Annotated in this window: 18 protein-coding genes; 8 read left to right on the plus strand and 10 right to left on the minus strand. The window is 70.5% G+C overall.

The features are described from left to right. Positions 1–26: 26 nt before the first annotated feature. The 6 genes from ABZ463_RS12305 to ABZ463_RS12330 form a co-directional block, all read right to left on the minus strand. Positions 27–155, minus strand: a complete 129-nt coding sequence (locus ABZ463_RS12305; protein WP_352011527.1) for a SapB/AmfS family lanthipeptide — start codon at positions 153–155, stop codon at positions 27–29. Positions 156–220: 65 nt separating this feature from the next. Continuing rightward, positions 221–352, minus strand: a complete 132-nt coding sequence (locus ABZ463_RS12310; RefSeq protein ID WP_352011528.1) for a SapB/AmfS family lanthipeptide — start codon at positions 350–352, stop codon at positions 221–223. Between the two features lie 39 nt (positions 353–391). Next, a complete protein-coding gene (locus ABZ463_RS12315; protein ID WP_352011529.1) occupies positions 392–523 on the minus strand; it encodes a SapB/AmfS family lanthipeptide in 132 nt (43 codons plus the stop codon). A 56-nt stretch (positions 524–579) separates the two neighbouring features. Continuing rightward, complete coding sequence (lanKC, locus tag ABZ463_RS12320; RefSeq protein WP_362775685.1) at positions 580–3,174, minus strand: class III lanthionine synthetase LanKC; 2,595 nt, start codon at positions 3,172–3,174, stop codon at positions 580–582. A 151-nt stretch (positions 3,175–3,325) separates the two neighbouring features. After that, the gene (locus ABZ463_RS12325; protein WP_362775687.1) at positions 3,326–4,084 is read right to left on the minus strand and encodes a histidine kinase; all 759 of its coding nucleotides are present in this window, start codon (positions 4,082–4,084) and stop codon (positions 3,326–3,328) included. Positions 4,085–4,236: 152 nt separating this feature from the next. After that, on the minus strand, positions 4,237–4,953 hold the full coding sequence (locus ABZ463_RS12330; protein ID WP_352011532.1) for a M50 family metallopeptidase: 717 nt from the start codon (positions 4,951–4,953) through the stop codon (positions 4,237–4,239). A gap of 279 nt (positions 4,954–5,232) precedes the next feature. Here ABZ463_RS12330 and ABZ463_RS12335 point away from each other — a divergent pair, with 279 nt between their 5' ends. Both ABZ463_RS12335 and ABZ463_RS12340 read left to right on the plus strand, forming a co-directional pair. Further along, positions 5,233–5,709, plus strand: coding sequence for a nuclear transport factor 2 family protein (locus ABZ463_RS12335; RefSeq protein ID WP_352011533.1), 477 nt, complete (start codon positions 5,233–5,235; stop codon positions 5,707–5,709). A 19-nt stretch (positions 5,710–5,728) separates the two neighbouring features. Further along, positions 5,729–6,868 (plus strand): magnesium and cobalt transport protein CorA, encoded by a 1,140-nt coding sequence (locus tag ABZ463_RS12340; protein WP_362775690.1) that lies wholly within the window; start codon positions 5,729–5,731, stop codon positions 6,866–6,868. A gap of 188 nt (positions 6,869–7,056) precedes the next feature. On the opposite strand, the gene ABZ463_RS12345 is transcribed toward ABZ463_RS12340, so the two are convergent. From ABZ463_RS12345 to ABZ463_RS12355, 3 genes are all read right to left on the minus strand, one after another. Further along, the gene (locus ABZ463_RS12345; protein ID WP_362775692.1) at positions 7,057–7,533 is read right to left on the minus strand and encodes a hypothetical protein; all 477 of its coding nucleotides are present in this window, start codon (positions 7,531–7,533) and stop codon (positions 7,057–7,059) included. A 114-nt stretch (positions 7,534–7,647) separates the two neighbouring features. Then, positions 7,648–9,858 carry a thiamine pyrophosphate-dependent enzyme gene (locus ABZ463_RS12350; RefSeq protein WP_362775694.1) on the minus strand — a complete coding sequence of 737 codons (2,211 nt, stop codon included), beginning with the start codon at positions 9,856–9,858 and terminating at the stop codon, positions 7,648–7,650. Between the two features lie 286 nt (positions 9,859–10,144). Next, the gene (locus tag ABZ463_RS12355) at positions 10,145–10,753 is read right to left on the minus strand and encodes a TetR/AcrR family transcriptional regulator (protein ID WP_352011537.1); all 609 of its coding nucleotides are present in this window, start codon (positions 10,751–10,753) and stop codon (positions 10,145–10,147) included. A gap of 100 nt (positions 10,754–10,853) precedes the next feature. Between ABZ463_RS12355 and ABZ463_RS12360 the strand changes: the two genes are divergently transcribed. From ABZ463_RS12360 to ABZ463_RS12380, 5 genes are all read left to right on the plus strand, one after another. Next, positions 10,854–12,422: a carboxyl transferase domain-containing protein gene (locus ABZ463_RS12360; RefSeq protein ID WP_352011538.1), complete on the plus strand. Its 1,569-nt coding sequence runs from the start codon at positions 10,854–10,856 to the stop codon at positions 12,420–12,422. Positions 12,423–12,429: 7 nt separating this feature from the next. Beyond that, positions 12,430–14,469, plus strand: coding sequence for a biotin carboxylase N-terminal domain-containing protein (locus ABZ463_RS12365; protein ID WP_362775697.1), 2,040 nt, complete (start codon positions 12,430–12,432; stop codon positions 14,467–14,469). Further along, positions 14,466–15,413 (plus strand): hydroxymethylglutaryl-CoA lyase, encoded by a 948-nt coding sequence (locus ABZ463_RS12370; RefSeq protein WP_352011540.1) that lies wholly within the window; start codon positions 14,466–14,468, stop codon positions 15,411–15,413. The genes ABZ463_RS12365 and ABZ463_RS12370 overlap by 4 nt, the downstream gene beginning before the upstream one ends. Beyond that, on the plus strand, positions 15,410–16,573 hold the full coding sequence (locus ABZ463_RS12375) for an acyl-CoA dehydrogenase family protein (protein WP_362775699.1): 1,164 nt from the start codon (positions 15,410–15,412) through the stop codon (positions 16,571–16,573). The genes ABZ463_RS12370 and ABZ463_RS12375 overlap by 4 nt, the downstream gene beginning before the upstream one ends. A gap of 101 nt (positions 16,574–16,674) precedes the next feature. Continuing rightward, positions 16,675–16,977, plus strand: coding sequence for a hypothetical protein (locus tag ABZ463_RS12380; RefSeq protein WP_362775701.1), 303 nt, complete (start codon positions 16,675–16,677; stop codon positions 16,975–16,977). 6 nt (positions 16,978–16,983) lie between these two features. Here ABZ463_RS12380 and ABZ463_RS12385 read toward each other — a convergent pair whose 3' ends face one another. After that, positions 16,984–17,535 carry a MarR family transcriptional regulator gene (locus ABZ463_RS12385; RefSeq protein WP_362775703.1) on the minus strand — a complete coding sequence of 184 codons (552 nt, stop codon included), beginning with the start codon at positions 17,533–17,535 and terminating at the stop codon, positions 16,984–16,986. An 81-nt stretch (positions 17,536–17,616) separates the two neighbouring features. On the opposite strand from ABZ463_RS12385, the gene ABZ463_RS12390 reads away from it, so the two are divergent. Continuing rightward, complete coding sequence (locus ABZ463_RS12390) at positions 17,617–18,045, plus strand: DoxX family protein (RefSeq protein WP_352011544.1); 429 nt, start codon at positions 17,617–17,619, stop codon at positions 18,043–18,045. The last annotated feature ends 70 nt before the right edge of the window (positions 18,046–18,115 follow it).

Below are 18,115 nucleotides of genomic sequence, written 5' to 3' on the forward strand. Positions count from 1 at the left end.
GCCGGCCGTCCCGGGCATCCGCTTGACTAGTGGCAGAGCAGCAGGCTGAGGTTGCTCGGCGTGTGGGACTCGCAGCCCAGGACGGTCAGCGTGCTGCCGCCGCCGCCACCGTGGCCGCCGGGGGTCTCCAGGGTCTGCAGGTCGAGAAGAACCATGGTGTAACTCCACTTCTGGGGGAAAAGCGCTTACCGGGGGATACGCGAAGAACCTCGGGGGAGGCTCAGTGGCAGAGCAGCAGGCTGAGGTTGCTGGGGGTGTGGGACTCGCAGCCGAGAACGGTCAGCGTGCTGCCGCCGCCACCGCCGCTGCCGCCGCCGGGGGTCTCCAGGGTCTGCAGGTCGAGAAGAACCATGGTGTGACTCCACTTCTGGTGAGCTGGAAGGGTGAGGGGTCAGTGGCAGAGCAACAGGCTGAGGTTGCTCGGGGTGTGGGACTCGCAGCCCAGGACGGTCAGCGTGCTGCCGCCACCGCCGCCGTGGCCGCCCCCGGGGGCTTCCAGGCTCTGCAGGTCGAGAAGTACCATGTGATCTACACCTCCTTCGATCTTGGTGTTCGTGGGAGTCGAGGTCGCTCGGCGGTTCACGCAGGCGTTGCCTTGGTCAGGGAGCCTGCGCCGCCGGGCGGCCCGGTAAAGGGGAGGAACACCGGCTCGTCGCGCAGCACGGTGCTCATCGCGAAGAGGACTCCGGCCGTGCCGGTCGCGAAGTCCATGGAGAGCCGCATCAGCTGGTCACCGGGGAAGGCCAGGCCGCCCGCGTACGGCAGGGCGTGCCAGCCGAGCCCGCTCAGCTGCGCGGACACGAGGTCGTTCAGGGCCGTTGAGCCTCCGGTCCTGGCCCGTCCGGCGCCCAGGGCCACGATCATGCCGGCGCGGCCGGTGAACAGGCCCGGCTGGACGTAGAAGCCGGCCTCGGTGACACGCTCGCAGCCGTCGAGGGCGGTCCTGAGGTCCGCGTCGTCGCGGTGGGCCAGATAGCGGCCCAGCGCCAGGGCGATCCCCACCGACCCCTCGTCGAGATAGGGCAGGACGCGCCAGCCCTGGGTGACCTGGAGGGAACCGTCCTCGCTCGTGGTGCACCGCCGCAGGTCCTGGCGGAGCGCGACGGCCGCGCCGTCGAGCATCGAGGGGTCGCCGCCACGCTCGTAGGCGTGGGTGAGGAGCAGGGCCGGGCCGCTTGAGCCGTACATCAGTCCCGCGCGGGGGTTGCTCCCGCCGCTGATCTCGGGCACGTCGCCGGGGCCGCCGAGCCGGTCGGCGCAGACACGGGCGATCCGGTGGGCCAGCTCGGTCAGGCCCGTCTCGCCGGTCGTCTCGCCCAGGTGGAAGAGGGTGAGCCCGATGCCGGACAGGCCGCCGAACAGGCCCAGGTCCAGGGCCTCCCACTTCTCCCGCATGCACCGTTCGACGATGTCGAGCGCGTCCTGACGGTGTCCGAGCAGGTCGAGCACGTACGCCACCCCGTGCAGGCCGTCGTAGAAACCGAGGCCGGTGCCCGGTTCGGGGTCGAGCGCCCCGCGCCGCAGCCACTCCTCATACTCGGGGAAACGGCCGCAACCCGCCCGTTCCAGGGCGTAGAGCACGCCGGCCGCGCCGTGGGCGACGCCGAGACCGCCGCCGGGACGGAACTGGGCGATGTCGCCGGGGAAGAGACGGTCCTTCCGCTCGGGGGTCGCGCTGGCCAGGATGGCCCTGGCCAGCGACTCCCTGACCTCCGGCCAGCCGTCGCTCTCCGGCCGGGGTATTCGGGTGGGGGTTGTCTCCGTCGCGCCGAGGATGGTCGTGACGGCCTCCTCGACCACCTCGGGCGGCACCGGGAAGGTCCGGGTGACCAGCTCGCCCAGGTGCAGGACCTTGGCCCGGTCGAGCGGGAGCATGATGGTCAGCTGCGGCGCGAACAGCCCGAGGCACAGACAGGCCAGGGCGTATTCGTCGATCTCGACGCCGTTGCGGTCGCGCGGCGCCCCGAAGGCCGGGTGGCCGAGACTGGCGCGGGCGTTGTCCTCGGCGAGCGTCGCCACCTCGTAGTCGATCAGGACGAGGCGTCCCTCCTCGGTGAGGAGGATGTTGTTCGGGTGCAGGTCGCCGAAGACGACGCCGCGCTCGTGCAGCGCCCGGACCGCCTGCCTGACCTTGGGAAGCATCTCCAGCGCCCAGGCGGTGTAGCCGGCGACGGCCTCCTCGTCGCGGACCGCCCTGGTCAGGGGGTAGCGCTTCACCAGGTGCCGCTGCAGGGGGTTGCCGTCGACGAACTCCTGCACCAGGAAGTGGTGCTCGCCCAGTGTGAAGTAGTCGAGCAGTTCGGGCACCGCGTCGAGACCGGCCAGCCTGCGCAGCATGTCACGTTCGTGTGCCAGCCGTGCGACCGCGTCCCGTCCCGCGGCGTCGAGCCCGGCGTGCGGGCGCCCCTCCTTCAGCACGACCCGTCGCCCTGTGCCCCGGTCCCGTCCCAGGTAGACGCCCCCGCCATTGGAGAACTGCAGCACACTCTCGATCTCGTACGGCAGGCCGCCGGTGGTGACCGCGTTGCGGGCGGCGAGGTGGGATTCGAGGAAGGCGGGCAGCCGTACCCAGGAGGGCAGACTGAAGGCGGGGCCGCGGACGTCGGGCACGAGACGCCCCGCGTCGTCCTCGACGGCCAGCACCAGCTCGCCGTTGTCGGCCACGCAGTGCCTGGGCACGAAACCCCCGTAGCGCACGAACAGCGGGCCGTCGCCGTAGCGCAGGTCGCTGAGCACGTAGGGGCCCCTGACGCCGCGCAGCAGCTCGTCGAGCTCCTTCAGGACCAGTTCGAGCTGGGCCTCGTCGACGGGATAGATCGTCACGAGCTTGCCGCTCGACCCGCGGGCGGCGGCCTTGGAGTTCAGCATGGCCATGATCGGCAGGCTGCGCAGGAACTTGAACGCCACACCCCGGGGCACGCAGTAGTCCCACACGACCTCAAGGGCGCGCTCGGCGTCCTCGACACACGCCGAGACGTGGATCTTCCACCCCTGGGCGGGCGTCCTGCCGTCGGCGGGCGCGTAGTGCATCCAGGTGTCGCCGGCCTGGTGCCTCCAGCCCGGCGGCACCTCCCGGGTCGCCTGGGGGAAGTCGGTGTGCTCTCCCCGGGAACCGTCGAGGGTGTCGTAAAAGATCCGGTCAGCGAGACAGTAAACCTCATACTGGGCATTCACGGCATTCTCCCTGCTGTCTTCCAGAAGGAAGAATTCCGGATAACCAGAGAAATGACTAGTTACAAACTCCATGGGTCGCATATGTAAAATTCACAGGTTTAATCGCGAGATTGGGTGCTACCTGGGCATTTAGGGTATAAGTGAAAATTATTCAGAAAAACTTTTCCGGTACCTCGGCGACGAGCCGGAACCAGCCGTCCTCACCGGCCGTCGCCCGCAACGTGCCGCCGATCCCGGTGACCCGGTGCCGCAGGTTGCCCAGCCCGTTCCCCGCGGTCTCCTCCCCACCCGGCCACTCCCCAGGTGGTGTCCCGTCCGGCGCCCCGCGCGGTGCACTGCGCGGCGCTTCGTAGGGTGCCCCGTCGTTGGCCACGCTCAGCCGCAGCAGGCCGTCCCGTCCGGTCAGCTCGATCACACATCTGCCCGGGTCGCTGTGCCTGAGCATGTTCGTGACCGCCTCGCGGACCACGGTCCCCAGCACCGCGCTGACGTCCTCCGGCAGTCCCGGCCGTCCGAGGCTGACCGAGCAGTCGATCCCGAAGCCCGTCAGCAGGGCCTGCGCCCGGGTGCTCTCCCCCCGCAGCGACAGCCGCCGGCTCCCCCGGGAGACGTGACGTACGGCGTGCGCGGCGCGCCGTACCGCCTGGAGCGTCTCGGCCAGTTCCTCGCGCAGCCGTTCGTCGTCCGCCGCGTGCCGGTAGGCCAGCTCACTCTTGATCGAGGCCAGCCAGAGCCAGTGCCCGGCGAGGTCGTGGATGTCGCGGGCCAGCTCCTCCCGGGCATGCCGTACGGCTCTGTCCCGCTCGGCGCGCAACCGTCCGACCCTGAGCGCCAGGGCGATCGTGACGCCCAACGAGACCAGCAGGGCCCCCACCGCGACCGCCGTGACGGCGTACAGCTGGTGCGGCATCAACGACCCTTGTGCGGCAGGTGCATATACGGCAATAAAGGCAAAAAACCGTTTAACTGTCAATGAATGAGAACGTCATTCGGCGGGGAACGGCGTGAAACGGCGACGCGGGCCGTGCCCTTTTCCCCGCCTTCACCGGCGGGACGTGAGGGTCAGCGCGACGGCCAGGCAGGCAGCGGGCTCAGCAGCCAGGCGCCGAAGGCCAGGCAGACGATCGCGACCAGCAGGAAGAGGAAGATCCAGAACCCGGCGGGCAGGACGGTCAGCCGGGCGAGCTGGTCGGCGTCGGAGTCGGGAGTACGGCTGTGGCGGCGCTTGCGGCGCAGCTCCAGGATCGGCCTGACCCCGCCGAACAGCAGGAACCACACGGCGAGCTGGGCCAGGACGGCGTCGACGGCGGGCGGGGAGTACCACGTCAGGGCGAAGATCGCCCCACCGGTCGCCAGCAGGCTCACCACGCCGAAGAGGTTGCGGATCAGTAGCAGCATGCACAGCAGCAGGCCCAGCACGATCGTGATCAGCGCCGTCACGTGCCCCGCGGAGACCAGCCACGCCCCGCCGAGCCCGAGCAGGGAGGGGGCGACGTATCCGGCGGCGGCGGTCAGGATCATCCCCGGCCCCGTCGGCCTGCCCCGGGTCAGGGTCACGCCCGAGGTGTCGGAGTGCAACCGGATGCCCTGCAGCTTGCGCCGGGTCAGCAGCGCCATCAGCGCGTGCCCGCCCTCGTGCGCGATCGTGACCAGGCCACGGGACAGCTGCCACGAGGTGGGCCAGGTCACCACGGCCAGGGCCACCAGCGCGGACAGCAGCACGGCCCATCCGGGCGGCTCCGTCTGGACCCTGGTCAGGGCCCTCCAGACCTCCGACAACGACCATCTCTCCTTAGAATCTTCCGAACCCTTCGAGTTCCCTGACTCCCTCAGGCCTTTCGCGGTGCCGGAGCAAAGCGTCCCACGACATCCGGTGTGCTGGCGATAAAGCCGTGACAGGACGGTCCCGGCCGGTTCGCCCGCCGTACTCCCGGGTGTCCCTCGGCGGTCACCTTCACCCCCGAACCTGGGGTTCCCAATCTCACTTTCAGGGCTGTCACCAGGCCCGGTCCCCGCCTAAACTCGGTCAGCGGAACATCCGTGATCGGGGGAAATCACGTGAACGATCAGAATGCCGGGCTCATCAAGAGCTTCTACGCGGCCTTCGCCCGCGCCGACCTCGACTCCATGGAACGGTGCTACCACCCGGAGGTCACCTTCGGCGACCCCGTCTTCCTGGAGCTCGAAGGCAGGAGCAGGGTGATGGGCATGTGGCGGATGCTGCTGAGCGGTGAGGGCGGCGTCGCCGTGTCCGTCAGGGACGTCACCGCCAGGCGTTACGACGGCGCGGCGCACTGGACCGCCCGCTACGTCTTCGGCAGGACCGGCAGGCCGGTGATCAACGAGATCGACGCCCTGTTCAGGTTCGAGGACGGCCTGATCGTCCGGCACCACGACGAGTTCGACTTCAGGCGCTGGTCCAGGATGGCGCTGGGCAAGCCGACCGGCCTGCCGTTCGGCTGGACATCGGTGTTCCGGGACACGATCCGGGGCAGGGCGATGCGGTCACTGGAGGACTTCATGAGGGCCGGATGAGCCGGATGAGGAGACAGGCGTGGCCGATCGGCAGATGCGCAGCATACTGAGCCTGGTACGCGGGCGTTCCGGAGGAGAGCGTGACTCTCCCGAGCGTTCCATGGACCCCCGGGCGGACGATCAGCTGCCCCCGCCTCGCTCACACGTCATCGACAGCGCGATCTACGTGAACGGTCTCAGGGACGTGACCCCCGAGTCCCTGCCCGAGGCCTTCGAGTTCCTGAAGAGGACGCCGGGCAGCATGGCCTGGATCGGCTTCTACCGGCCGGAGGACTCGGTCATCGTCAACGTGGCCGAGGAGTTCGACCTGCACGAACTGGCCGTCGAGGACGCCATCGTCGCCCACCAGCGGCCCAAGGCCGACCGCTACGGCGACACGCTGTTCGTGGTGCTGCGCCCCGCGAGATACCTCGACGAGGCCGAGGAGGTCGACTTCGGCGAACTGCACGTCTTCGTCGGCCAGAACTTCGTGATCACCGTACGGCACAGCGAGACCCCGGACCTGTCCCAGGTCCGCAGGAGGATGGAGAGCGACCCCGAACTGCTCGCCAAGGGGCCGCAGGCGGTGTTCTACGCCATCCTGGACGCGGTCGTCGACGGCTACGCGCCGGTGGTCGCTGGGCTGCAGAACGACATCGACGAGATCGAGGTCGAGGTCTTCAGCAACAAGCCGGGCGTCTCCCGCCGCATCTACGAGCTGTCCCGCGAGGTGATCGAGTTCCAGCGCGCCACCCAGCCGCTGCTCGGGATGGTCGAGGGACTCATCGCCGGGGCGCCCAAGTACGGGATGGACGAGGAGGTGCAACGGCACCTGCGCGACGTCGCCGACCACGCGATCACCGTGGCCGAGCGGGTCAGCGGCTTCCGGCAGATGCTCCACGACATCCTCGTGGTCAACTCGACCATGGTGGCCCAGGCCCAGAACGAGCACATGACCAACCTCACCGAGGTCAGCAACGCCCAGAACGAGGAGGTCAAGAAGATCTCCGCCTGGGCCGCGATCCTCTTCGCCCCGACCCTCGTCGGCACCATCTACGGCATGAACTTCGAGGTCATGCCGGAGATCCACTGGTGGTTCGGTTACCCGTTCGCGGTGCTCCTGATGGCGGCCGTCTGCGTGACCCTCTACATCGTCTTCAAACGCCGTGACTGGTTGTGACCGAACCGGCCGTCCGCGTTCTCCGTGTTTTCCGCCCGCTGTGAAACGCCTTTCCCGTACGGCGCCGCCGCCGGGCGGAAGGCGTTCTCACCGGGCCGGGTAAATGAATTTGTCGACGTTTCTGTGAAACCCGGGGACACGACGGGGCCCCGGCACACGGCCGGGGCCACAGGGGATTGCGGGGCCGCTCAGCCGAGCTTGGCCAGGATCAGGTCGAGCTTGTCGTCCATGGAGTCCATCCGTTTCTCCATGGCGTCCATCCGGCCGCCCAGGCCTCTCACCTCGGCCTCAAGGCTGTCCACCTTGGTCTCCAGGGCGGTCATCCTGCTCTCCAGGCCATCCACCTTGGCGTCCAGCCGGTCGACCTTGGTCTCCAGTTGGCCGACCTTGGTCTCCAGGCCGCCCACCCGGACGCCCAGGTTCCTGACCTCGGTCTCCAGGCCGTCCACCCGCGCGGTGAGCGCGACCAGGTCGTCCCCGGTGGCCATCCTGTTCATGATCTCTTCGAGCACGGGGGAGGTGTACGTCATGATCTCCTCCCGGATGATCACGGGCAGGTTGCCCAGCGTCCCCTTGATGTCGGCGAGATCCGAGCCCGTCCTGAAGGCCCAGGATTCGAGCGCCGCCACTCGCCGGCAGGTGCTCGTCGTCGCCACGTCGGTCATGCTATCTCCTGATCGGGGGGAGCCTCCGTCGAACGGCGGGCCGGGTGACGGAGTCATCACAGTGCGTGGCCAATCGAACACCGTCGACGACGGGGCGGGGGCGGTTTCGCGAGGTCAGCCCAGCAGTTTGCGGGCGGCGTCCTCGATCTCGGCCTCGGAGAGCAGCACGTGCCTGGCCGCCTCCCCCAGCGGGACGAAGCTGTCGGAGGAGGTCACCCGGGCGATCCGGCCGGTGAACCCGGCGTCGAGCAGCTCGGCCACCACGCTCTCCGAGACGCCGCCCGAGCGACGGGTCTCGTCGGCGACCAGCACCCGGCCGGTCAGCTCCGCCGCGCGCAGCAGGTCCTCGACCGGCAGCGGGGACAGCCAGCGCAGGTCGAGGACGCGGCAGCCGTACCCCTCGGCGGTGAGCCTGACCGCGGCGCGCAGGCTCATGCGCAGGCCGTTGCCGAAGGTCACGATGGTCAGGTCGCGGCCGTCGCCGTAGCTGCGGGCCCTGCCGATCGGGACGTGCGTCTCGGCCCAGCGCGAGGGCGGCACATACGGCGAGAGCCAGCCGTTGTCGCCCTCCTCGAACAGGTCACGGGTGTTGTACAGGGCGATCGGCTCAAGGAAGACGCACACACTGCCGTCGGTCCTGGCGGCGGCCACGCAGGTGCGCAGCATGGAGGCGGCGTCGTCGGGCCTGGCGGGGGAGGCGACCACGAGACCGGGGATGTCGCGGAGGGCGGCCACGGAGTTGTCGTTGTGGAAGTGACCGCCGAAGCCCTTCTGGTAGGCGTAGGCGGCCACCCGCACGACCATCGGATTGCGGAAGGCGCCCTGGGAGAAGAACGACAGCGTCGCCGCCTCACCCCTGATCTGGTCGAGCGCGTTGTGCAGGTAGGCGAGGTACTGGATCTCGGGCACCGGCAGCAGGCCGGAGACGCCGGAGCCGAGCGCGAGGCCGAGCACGGCCTGCTCGTCGAGGAGTGTGTCGAAGACCCGCCCGGCGCCGAAGCGCTTCTGCAGCCCCCGGGTGACCCCGTAGACGCCGCCCTTGCGGGCCACGTCCTCACCGAAGACCAGCACGTCGGGGTGGGCGGCGAGCTGGTCGGCCAGAGCCCGGTTGATCGCCTGGGAGAGGGTGAGCGGGCCCTCCTGCTCGGGCAGCCTGCCCGCGAAGGCCTTCTCCCTGGAACCGGAGGAGACCGCGCTGGCCGGGGCGACGGTGCGCGGGGTCCGGGGCGCCAGCGGCTCCATGACGTCGGCGGCCGAGGTCAGACGCGGGCGGCGCGAACTCTCCAGGGCCATCTTGAGCAGATGCTCACGCGTCGTCTCGTAGTGCAGCAGCAGTTCATCCGGCGTGGCCAGGCCCGCCTCGACGAGCAGCCTGGCCGTGGCGACGAGAGGGTCGCGCTCCAGGTCGGCGTTGATCTCCCGCTTCGTCCGGTAGGACAGCTCGACGTCCGAGCCCGCGTGCCCCATCAGCCGGACGGTCCGGACGTGCAGCAGGGCGGGGGAGCGGCGCTCGCGGACGTGCCGGGCGGCGGCGAGGGCCACGTCGTGGACGTCGGCCAGGTCGCAGCCGTCGGCGGCGAAGTAGGTCAGCCGAGGATGGCGTGCCGCCTCGACCCAGCCCTGCGGTGTCCGCACGCTGATGCCCAGGCCGTTGTCCTCGCAGACGAGCAGCAGGGGCAGCGCCACCCCCTGGTAGGAGACGTAGCCCGCGGTGTTGAGGGCCGACAGCGCGCTGGCGTGGTTGACCGACGCGTCGCCGAAGCTGCACACCGTGATCGCGTCGTCCGGCCAGGCCGAGCGCAGGCCGAGCGCTCGGGCGCGTTCGACGGCGAAGGCGACCCCGACCGCGCGCGGCATGTGACTGGCGACCGTCGAGGTCTGCGGGATCACCGCCAGGTCGGGGTGACCGAAGACCTTGTGGCGGCCGCCCGCGATGGGCTCCTCCGCCGAGGCGGTCAGGCCGAGCAGCACGTCGCGCAACCCCTGCTCGGGCAGCCGTCCGGCCATCGCGGACCTGGTCAGGTAGAAGGCCCCAGAACGGTAGTGCAGGAGCGCGGGGTCGGTGACGCGCAGCGCGGCGGCGACCGCGGCGTTGCCCTCGTGCCCCGAGGAACCGATGGTGTAGAAGCCCTCCCCCTGGGCGCGCAGCCAGCGGGCGGCCACGTCCAGGAGCCTGCTGCCGAGCTGGAACTCGAACAACTCCCGGCAACGGGCCCCGGTCAGGCTCGTGCCCTCACGCACGGGAAGGCCGGGATCACGCGGGGCCCCCGGGGACAGGGCGGCCACCGCCTCGGTGAAATTGGTCTCAACTGCGTCGCGCGCCACAGCCCGATTATGTCCCCATCGGAGAGTGCCGCACCGGCACCTTGAGGTCTTTGGCGTCACGCCCCGCCCGTTTTGCGGCGTCGTGCCTGATGGGAGGTGTCGTCGGTGAAAACTCACACCATCTGCCGGATTTATCAACTAATAGACCGACTTGTGTGTCTATTTGACCTAATGATGCTTAGGTTTCGGCTGGGCGTATCAATGGAAGAGTGAGGGGCCGAAAGAAGACGCATTCCTTCCCGGACGTCCGGGACGTACGGCCCCGTTCGCCCACTGTTAACGAACGCTAACTTTCGTCGTCGTTCAGCGTGGCGAGGGCCGTACGGGCCATGCCGAGCAGCAGGCGCGCCATCGCCTCCCCTGGCAGCTCGCCCGCGCTGTGCGGGGTCGAGTTGAGCAGGCCGAAGACGGCGTGCGTCGCGGCGCGCAGGCGGGCGGGCGGGCACGCGGGGTGCAGCTCGCTCAGCACCGTGACCCACTCCTCGACGTAGAGGCGCTGGAGCCTGCGGATCTGGCGCCGGGCGGGCTCGGGGACGTTGCCCAGCTCGCGGTCGTGCACGGTGATCAGCGAAGGATGGCTGAGGGCGAACTCGATCTGGCCGCTGAGCAGGGCGTCCAGCGCGGCCTCCGGGCCGGGGGCGGTCGTCACCCGGTCCGCGGCCGAGGCGTGCAGGCGCTCGCTCACGTCGAGCAGCATCTCGGCGAGCAGCGCCTCCTTGCCGCTGAAGTGCCGGTAGAGGGCGGGGCCGGAGACGCCGACCGCGCCGCCGATGTCCTCGATGGAGACACCGTGGAAGCCCCGCGCCGCGAACAGCTGGGCCGCGGCGTCCAGGATCTCCACGCGTCGCGTCCCTCGGTTGCGGGCAGGGGTCCGAGCGGTTGTCACATCTCGCATGGTAGACGCTGACGTTAATGGTGACTAACATCGGCGGTGACGTTAGCGACCGTTAACCCGCGACGACGGAGTCGGGGACGGCCCGGACAAGGGAGCTCGCATGAGTGGCTGGCCGGTGCTGCGAAGCGCCTGCGATCCTGGCGGTGAGGGGTTCAAGGGCAACGCGGAGACCAACGAGCGGCTCGTCGCCGACCTGGCCGAGCGCGTCGCCGCCGCAGGGGAGGGCGGTCCTGAGCGTTCACGCGCCAGGCACGTCGCCCGGGGCAAGCTGCTGCCCCGCGACCGCGTCGGCACCCTGCTCGACCCGGGCTCGCGCTTCCTTGAGCTCTCCCAGCTCGCCGCGACCGGAATGTACGGTGACGAGGCCCCCGCGGCCGGGATCATCACCGGCGTCGGCCGGGTCTCCGGGCGCGAGTGCGTGGTCGTCGCCAACGACGCCACCGTCAAGGGCGGCACCTACTACCCCGTGACGGTCAAGAAGCACCTGCGGGCCCAGGAGGTCGCCCTCCACAACAACCTGCCGTGCCTGTACCTCGTCGACTCGGGAGGCGCGTTCCTCCCCAAACAGGACGAGGTCTTCCCCGACCGGGAGCACTTCGGCCGCATCTTCTACAACCAGGCGACCATGTCGGCGCGCGGCATCCCGCAGATCGCCGCGGTCCTCGGCTCCTGCACGGCAGGCGGCGCCTACGTCCCGGCGATGAGCGACGAGGCGGTGATCGTCCGCAACCAGGGCACGATCTTCCTGGGCGGCCCGCCGCTGGTCAAGGCCGCCACGGGGGAGGAGGTCACCGCGGAGGAACTCGGCGGCGGCGACCTGCACGCCAGGGTCAGCGGCGTCACCGACCACCTGGCCGAGGACGACGCGCACGCGCTGCGGATCGTCCGCGACATCGTGGCCACCCTGGGCCCACGGTCCCCCGCCCCCTGGGAGCGCGTCCCCGTCGAGGAACCCGCGCACGACCCCCGCGACCTGTACGGCATCGTCCCGGCCGACACCCGCACGCCGTACGACGTGCGGGAGATCATCGCCCGGGTCGTGGACGGCAGCCGCTTCCTGGAGTTCAAGGCCGAGTACGGCTCCACGCTCGTCACCGGTTTCGCCCACATCCACGGCCACCCCGTCGGCATCGTCGCCAACAACGGCATCCTGTTCGCCGAGTCCGCGCTCAAGGGCGCCCACTTCATCGAGCTGTGCGACCGCAGGGGCGTCCCGCTGGTCTTCCTGCAGAACATCAGCGGCTTCATGGTCGGCAGGGCCTACGAGGCGGGCGGCATCGCCAAGCACGGCGCGAAGATGGTCACCGCCGTCGCCTGCGCCAGGGTGCCGAAGTTCACCGTGGTCGTCGGAGGCTCCTTCGGGGCGGGCAACTACGCGATGGCGGGCCGCGCCTACTCGCCCAGGTTCCTGTGGATGTGGCCGAACGCCCGCATCTCGGTCATGGGCGGTGAGCAGGCCGCCAACGTGCTCTCCACGGTCGGCGGCGCCGACCCCGAGGCCATCCGCAGGCAGTACGAGGAGCAGGGCAACCCCTACTACTCGACCGCCCGCCTGTGGGACGACGGCGTCATCGACCCCCTCGACACCAGAACGGTCCTCGGCCTGGCCCTGTCGGCCGCGGCCAACGCCCCCCTCGACCCCGTCGGCTACGGCGTCTTCCGGATGTGATCACCTCATGACACCTGTGACCCAGGCACCCGCCCCGCGCGGCATGTTCGGCACCGTCCTGGTCGCCAACCGCGGTGAGATCGCCCTGCGCGTCATCCGCACCCTCTCCAGGCTCGGCGTCCGCTCCGTCGCGGTCTTCAGCGACGCCGACGCCGACGCCCGTCACGTCAGGGAGGCCGACATCGCGGTACGGCTCGGCGGCGGCTACCTCGACATCGACGGGATCCTGGCCGCCGCCGCGGCGACCGGAGCCCAGGCCGTGCACCCCGGATACGGCTTCCTGGCCGAGAACCCCGCCTTCGCCCGCGAGTGCGCGCGGGCGGGCCTGGTGTTCGTCGGGCCGCCGCCGGAGGCCATCGAGGCCATGGGCGACAAGATCCGCGCCAAGGCGACCGTCTCCGCGGCGGGCGTGCCCGTCGTGCCCGGCGGCGCAGAACCGGACGACGACCTCGCCGAGGCCGCGGGCCGCGTCGGCTTCCCGGCGCTGATCAAGCCCTCGGCGGGTGGCGGCGGCAAGGGCATGGTGCTGGTGCGCTCGGCCGCCGAACTGCCCGAGGCCCTGGAGTCGGCCCGCCGTACGGCCGCGGCGGCGTTCGGCGACGCGACCCTGCTGATCGAACGGTTCGTCGAGGGGCCGCGGCACATCGAGATCCAGGTGATGGCCGACGCCCACGGCAACGTCGTCCACCTGGGCGAGCGCGAGTGCAGCCTCCAGCGCCGCCACCAGAAGATCATCGAGGAGGCGCCCTCCCCGCTGCTCGACGAGGAGTCCAGGGAGCGGATGGGCGCGGCGGCCGTCGAGGCGGCCAGGGCCGTCGGCTACACCGGCGCCGGGACGGTCGAGTTCATCGTGCAGGGCACGACCGGCGACTACTACTTCATGGAGATGAACACCAGGCTCCAGGTCGAGCACCCCGTCACCGAGCTGGTCACCGGCCTCGACCTGGTCGAACTGCAGCTCAGGGTGGCGGCAGGCGAACCCCTGCCGCTCACCCAGGACCAGGTACGGCTGCGCGGCCACGCCGTCGAGGCCCGCGTCTACGCGGAGGACCCCGCCAGGGGCTTCCTGCCGACCGGAGGCCGGGTGCTGGCGCTGCGCGAGCCCGAGGGAGTCGTCGAGGGGGTCAGGGTCGACTCGGGCCTGGCCGAGGGCGGGGTCGTCGGCAGCGGCTACGACCCGATGCTGTCGAAGATCGTCGCCTGGGGACCGGACAGGGACAGCGCGCTGCGGCGCCTCGACGGGGCGCTCGCCGCCACCGCGGTGCTCGGTGTGCCGACCAACGTCGCGTTCCTGCGGGCGCTGGTCACCCACCCCGAGGTGGTCGCCGGAGACCTCGACACCGGCCTGGTCGAACGCAACCTGGACGACCTCCTGCCCGAGGAGGGCCTGCCCGAGGACGTGCCGGTCGCCGCGGCGCTGCTGCTGCACCACGGGCGGACGCCCGCCGTACCGGCGGTCGCCGACCCCTGGGAGGTGCCGGACGGCTGGCGTCTCGGCGGAGCCGCCTGGACCGTCTGGCGGCTGGAGAACCGGGGCGAGGTCGTCGAGGTCGGGGTGCGCGGGCTGCCCGCGCGCGGCGCCGAGGTCCGGCTGCCCGGCGGGAGGATCGCGCGGGCGAGCCTCGCCCTGAACGGGGACGACCTGCTGGTCACGCTGGACGGGGTCGGCAGGCGCTACAGCTGGGCACAGGGGGCCGAGGACACGCTCTGGCTGGGGCGTGACGGGGACGCCTGGGCGCTGACCCGCCACCACCTGGGCGACCCGGGAGACCGGGCGGGAGCCGGCTCGGGAGGCGACGGAGTCGTCCGCAGCCCCATGCCGGGAACGGTACTGCTGGTCAAGGCCGTGGTCGGGGAGCGGGTCGAGCGGGACCAGCCGCTGCTCGTCGTCGAGGCCATGAAGATGGAGCACACCGTGACCGCCCCGGCCGCGGGGACGGTCACGGAGCTGCGGGTCAGGGCCGGACAGGCGGTCGACATGGACGCCGTGCTCGCGGTCGTCGACGTCGCGGAGGCTTCCGGCGAGGGCGGGGAGGACCGGGCATGATGCGTGAGCCGTACAGGATCGAGGCACGGGGGCTGCCCGAGCGGGTCACCGTCTACGAGGTCGGCCCGCGCGACGGGCTGCAGAACGAGGCGGTCACGGTCCCGGTCGAGGTCAAGGCGGAGTTCGTCGCCAGGCTCGCCGCCGCGGGCCACCGGGTGATCGAGACGACCAGCTTCGTGCACCCGAAGTGGGTTCCCCAGCTCGCCGACGCCGCCGAACTGCTGGAACGGGTGGAACGGGTGCCCGGTGTGCGCTACCCGGTGCTCGTGCCCAACGAGCGGGGGCTCGACCGGGCGCTCGAACACGGCGTCGAGGAGATCGCGATCTTCGCCAGCGCCACCGAGACGTTCGCGAACAGGAACCTGAACCGGACGCTTGAGTCGCAGTTCGAGATGTTCGAGCCGGTGGTCGCGCGGGCGCTCGGCAACGGCCTGCGCGTCAGGGCGTACGTCTCGATGTGCTTCGGCGACCCGTGGGAGGGGCCGACCCCCGTGGCCCAGGTGGTCTCCGTCGGGCGCAGGCTCCTGGACCTCGGCTGCTACGAGCTCTCGCTGGGCGACACCGTGGGGGTGGGCACCCCCGGGCACGTGGCCGCCCTCATCGGGGCCCTGGCCGGGGACCTCGGCGGTCCGGAGCGGCTCGCGGTGCACTTCCACGACACCTACGGCCAGGCCCTGGCCAACACCCTCACCGCCCTGCGCGAGGGCGTGACCGTGGTCGACGCCTCGACCGGCGGCATCGGGGGCTGCCCGTACGCCGAGAGCGCGACCGGCAACCTCGCGACCGAGGACCTGGTGTGGATGCTGCACGGTCTCGGCGTGGAGACCGGGCTCGACCTGCCCTCGCTGGTGCAGACCAGCACCTGGCTGGCTGAGCGGCTCGGCCGCCCCAGCCCCTCCCGGGTCGTACAGGCCCTGGGAACGGCCCCGGACGTCAAGGAGTGACGATGCCCAAGCTCGCTGAGGAATACGAGGACCTGCGAAAGACCGTCGAGGAGTTCGCCCGCGACGTGGTGGCCCCGGTGATCGGGGACCTGTACGAACGCGAGGAGTTCCCCTACGACATCGTGCGGCAGATGGGCGCGATGGGCCTGTTCGGCCTGCCGATCCCGGAGGAGCACGGCGGTATGGGGGGCGACTACTTCGCGCTCTGCCTGGCCCTTGAGGAGCTGGCCAGGGTCGACTCCAGCGTCTCCATCACCCTTGAGGCCGCGGTCTCGCTGGGCGCCATGCCGATCTACCGCTTCGGTACGGACGAGCAGCGCGCCACGTGGCTTCCCCGCCTGGCCTCGGGCGAGATTCTGGGCGCCTTCGGCCTGACCGAGCCCGGCGGCGGTTCGGACGTGCCCGGCGGCATGCGGACCACGGCCGTGCTCGACGGGGACGAGTGGGTGATCAACGGCTCCAAGGCGTTCATCACCAACTCCGGCACCGACATCACCGGCGTCGTCGGCGTGGCCGCCATCACCGGGGAGCGGGAGAACGGCAAGAAGGAGATCTCGACCATCCTGGTCCCCTCGGGGACGCCCGGGTTCACCGTCTCGAAGAAGTACTCCAAGGTCGGCTGGAACTGCTCCGACACCCGTGAGCTGTCCTTCACCGACTGCCGGGTCCCGGCGGCCAACCTCCTCGGCCAGCGGGGGCGGGGCTACGCGCAGTTCCTGCAGACCCTCGACGAGGGCCGCATCGCGATCGCGGCCCTGTCCGTCGGCCTGGCCCAGGGCTGTGTCGACGAGTGCCTGCGCTACGTCCACGAGCGCCGGGCCTTCGGCCACCCGATCGGCCACTACCAGGCCATCCAGTTCAAGATCGCGGACATGGAGGTCCGCACCCACACCGCCCGCCTGGCCTACCACCACGCGGCGGAGCGGATGCTGGCGGGCGAGCCGTTCAAGAAGGAGGCGGCCATCGCCAAGCTGGTCTCCAGCAACGCGGCCATGGACAACGCCCGCGACGCCACCCAGATCTTCGGCGGCTACGGCTTCATGAACGAGTACCCGGTGGGCCGTTTCTACCGCGACGCCAAGATCCTGGAGATCGGCGAGGGCACCAGCGAGGTGCAGCGCATGCTCATCGCCCGTGAGCTGGGCCTGTCCAGCCTGTGAGACCCCGGCCCCGGCGCCGCCAGGACGGCGGCGCCGGGGTTCGTGCGTGATCTCCACGTTTCCCGCACGGAATCCGCACGTTTCCGTGCCGGGCTGACCTCATGGAGGTCCCCGGGCGTCTTCAGCCCGTTGCGGTCAGGACGGACACGGCCCGTGACAGGGCGGGGTGCGCCGTCCTGGTCGCGGTCGCGGCACCGCCGGTGACTGCCCTCGCCGACCGGACGCTGCTCGCCTGGCTCCTCGACCACGGCTCCTGCACCCGGCCGGTGTACCGGGAGTCCATGGAGTGTGGGGGGTCTGCGGGCATGCTGGAGGCCCTTCTTGCCGCGGCGCCGCTGACCCCGCCGCCGGCCGTGCAGATGCGGCTGATCGCCCTCGCCGTACGGCGTGCGAGGCGGGGGTGAGGTCCCTCAGGCGGGGTCGGCCTGTGACGGGCTCGGCCGGTCTCCGTTCGGGGAGCCGCCCTGCGACTCGCCTGGGGAGCCGGGCGGTGAACCGTGCGAGCCGTTCGGGGACATCGCCGCGGCGGCCTTCGACATGATGCGCGCCATGGTCGCCAGCTCCTCGGGGGTCAGCTGGTCGATCAGGAAGGCGCGGACGACGGCCACATGGCCGGGCGCGGTCTTCTCAAGGCAGCGCACTCCCTCGTCGGTGAGCACCGCGAGCACGCCCCGTTCGTCGGAGGGGCAGTCCATCCGCTCGACCAGCCCTCGTTTCTCAAGCTGCCCTATCTGGTAGGTCAGCCCGCTCTTCGAGACGACCAGTCTGCGGGCGAGGTCGCTCATGCGCAGCCGCCGCTGCGGCGCGATCGAGAGCTTGGCGAGAATCTCGTAGTGGGGATGGGTAAGTCCAGAGTCGGCCTTCAGTTGCTCCTCGATGCGCCGCTCCAGCAGGTGCGTCGCCCTGAGGTAGGCCATCCAGGCATCCAGTTCACCTTCACTCAACCATCTCGTGTCCGCCACTTTTCCAGTGTATGGGTTGTTCGAATTTGAACCAGGGAGTTAAGGTGGTGGTTCAAATTCGAACGACCATGGGGAGTCCTCATGTTTTGGCTTGAGCGTGCGAGGCCGATCGCGCTGCTGCTGGCACGGATCGGCGTCGGAGTGATCTTCGTCGTCCACGGCTGGCAGAAGTTCGCCACCATGGGCCTGAGCGGCACGACGGCCTTCTTCGAGCAGATCGGCGTACCGCTGCCGGGCCTGGCGGCACCGGCGGTCGCCGTGATCGAGCTGGTCGGCGGCATCGCGCTCATTCTCGGCGCCGCCCTGCCGATCGCCGCGATCCTGCTCGTCCTGGACATGCTCGGGGCGATCGTCTTCGTCCACGGCGCCAACGGCTTCGACGCGGCCAAGGGGGGCTACGAGTTCGTCCTGGCCCTGATCTGCGCCCTGCTCGCCATCGCCTTCAGCGGTGGTGGCGCTCTCGCCCTCGACGACCTCTGGCAGCGGCGCCGTACGGCCGGCGTCTCCTGACGGCCCGCCGAACCTGGATGTCACCTCCGGCTCCATGGATCGCCGGTCCGGTGCGGGCGACAATCGGCAC

This window comes from Streptosporangium sp. NPDC020145 (assembly GCF_040631275.1).
GTDB lineage: Bacteria > Actinomycetota > Actinomycetes > Streptosporangiales > Streptosporangiaceae > Streptosporangium.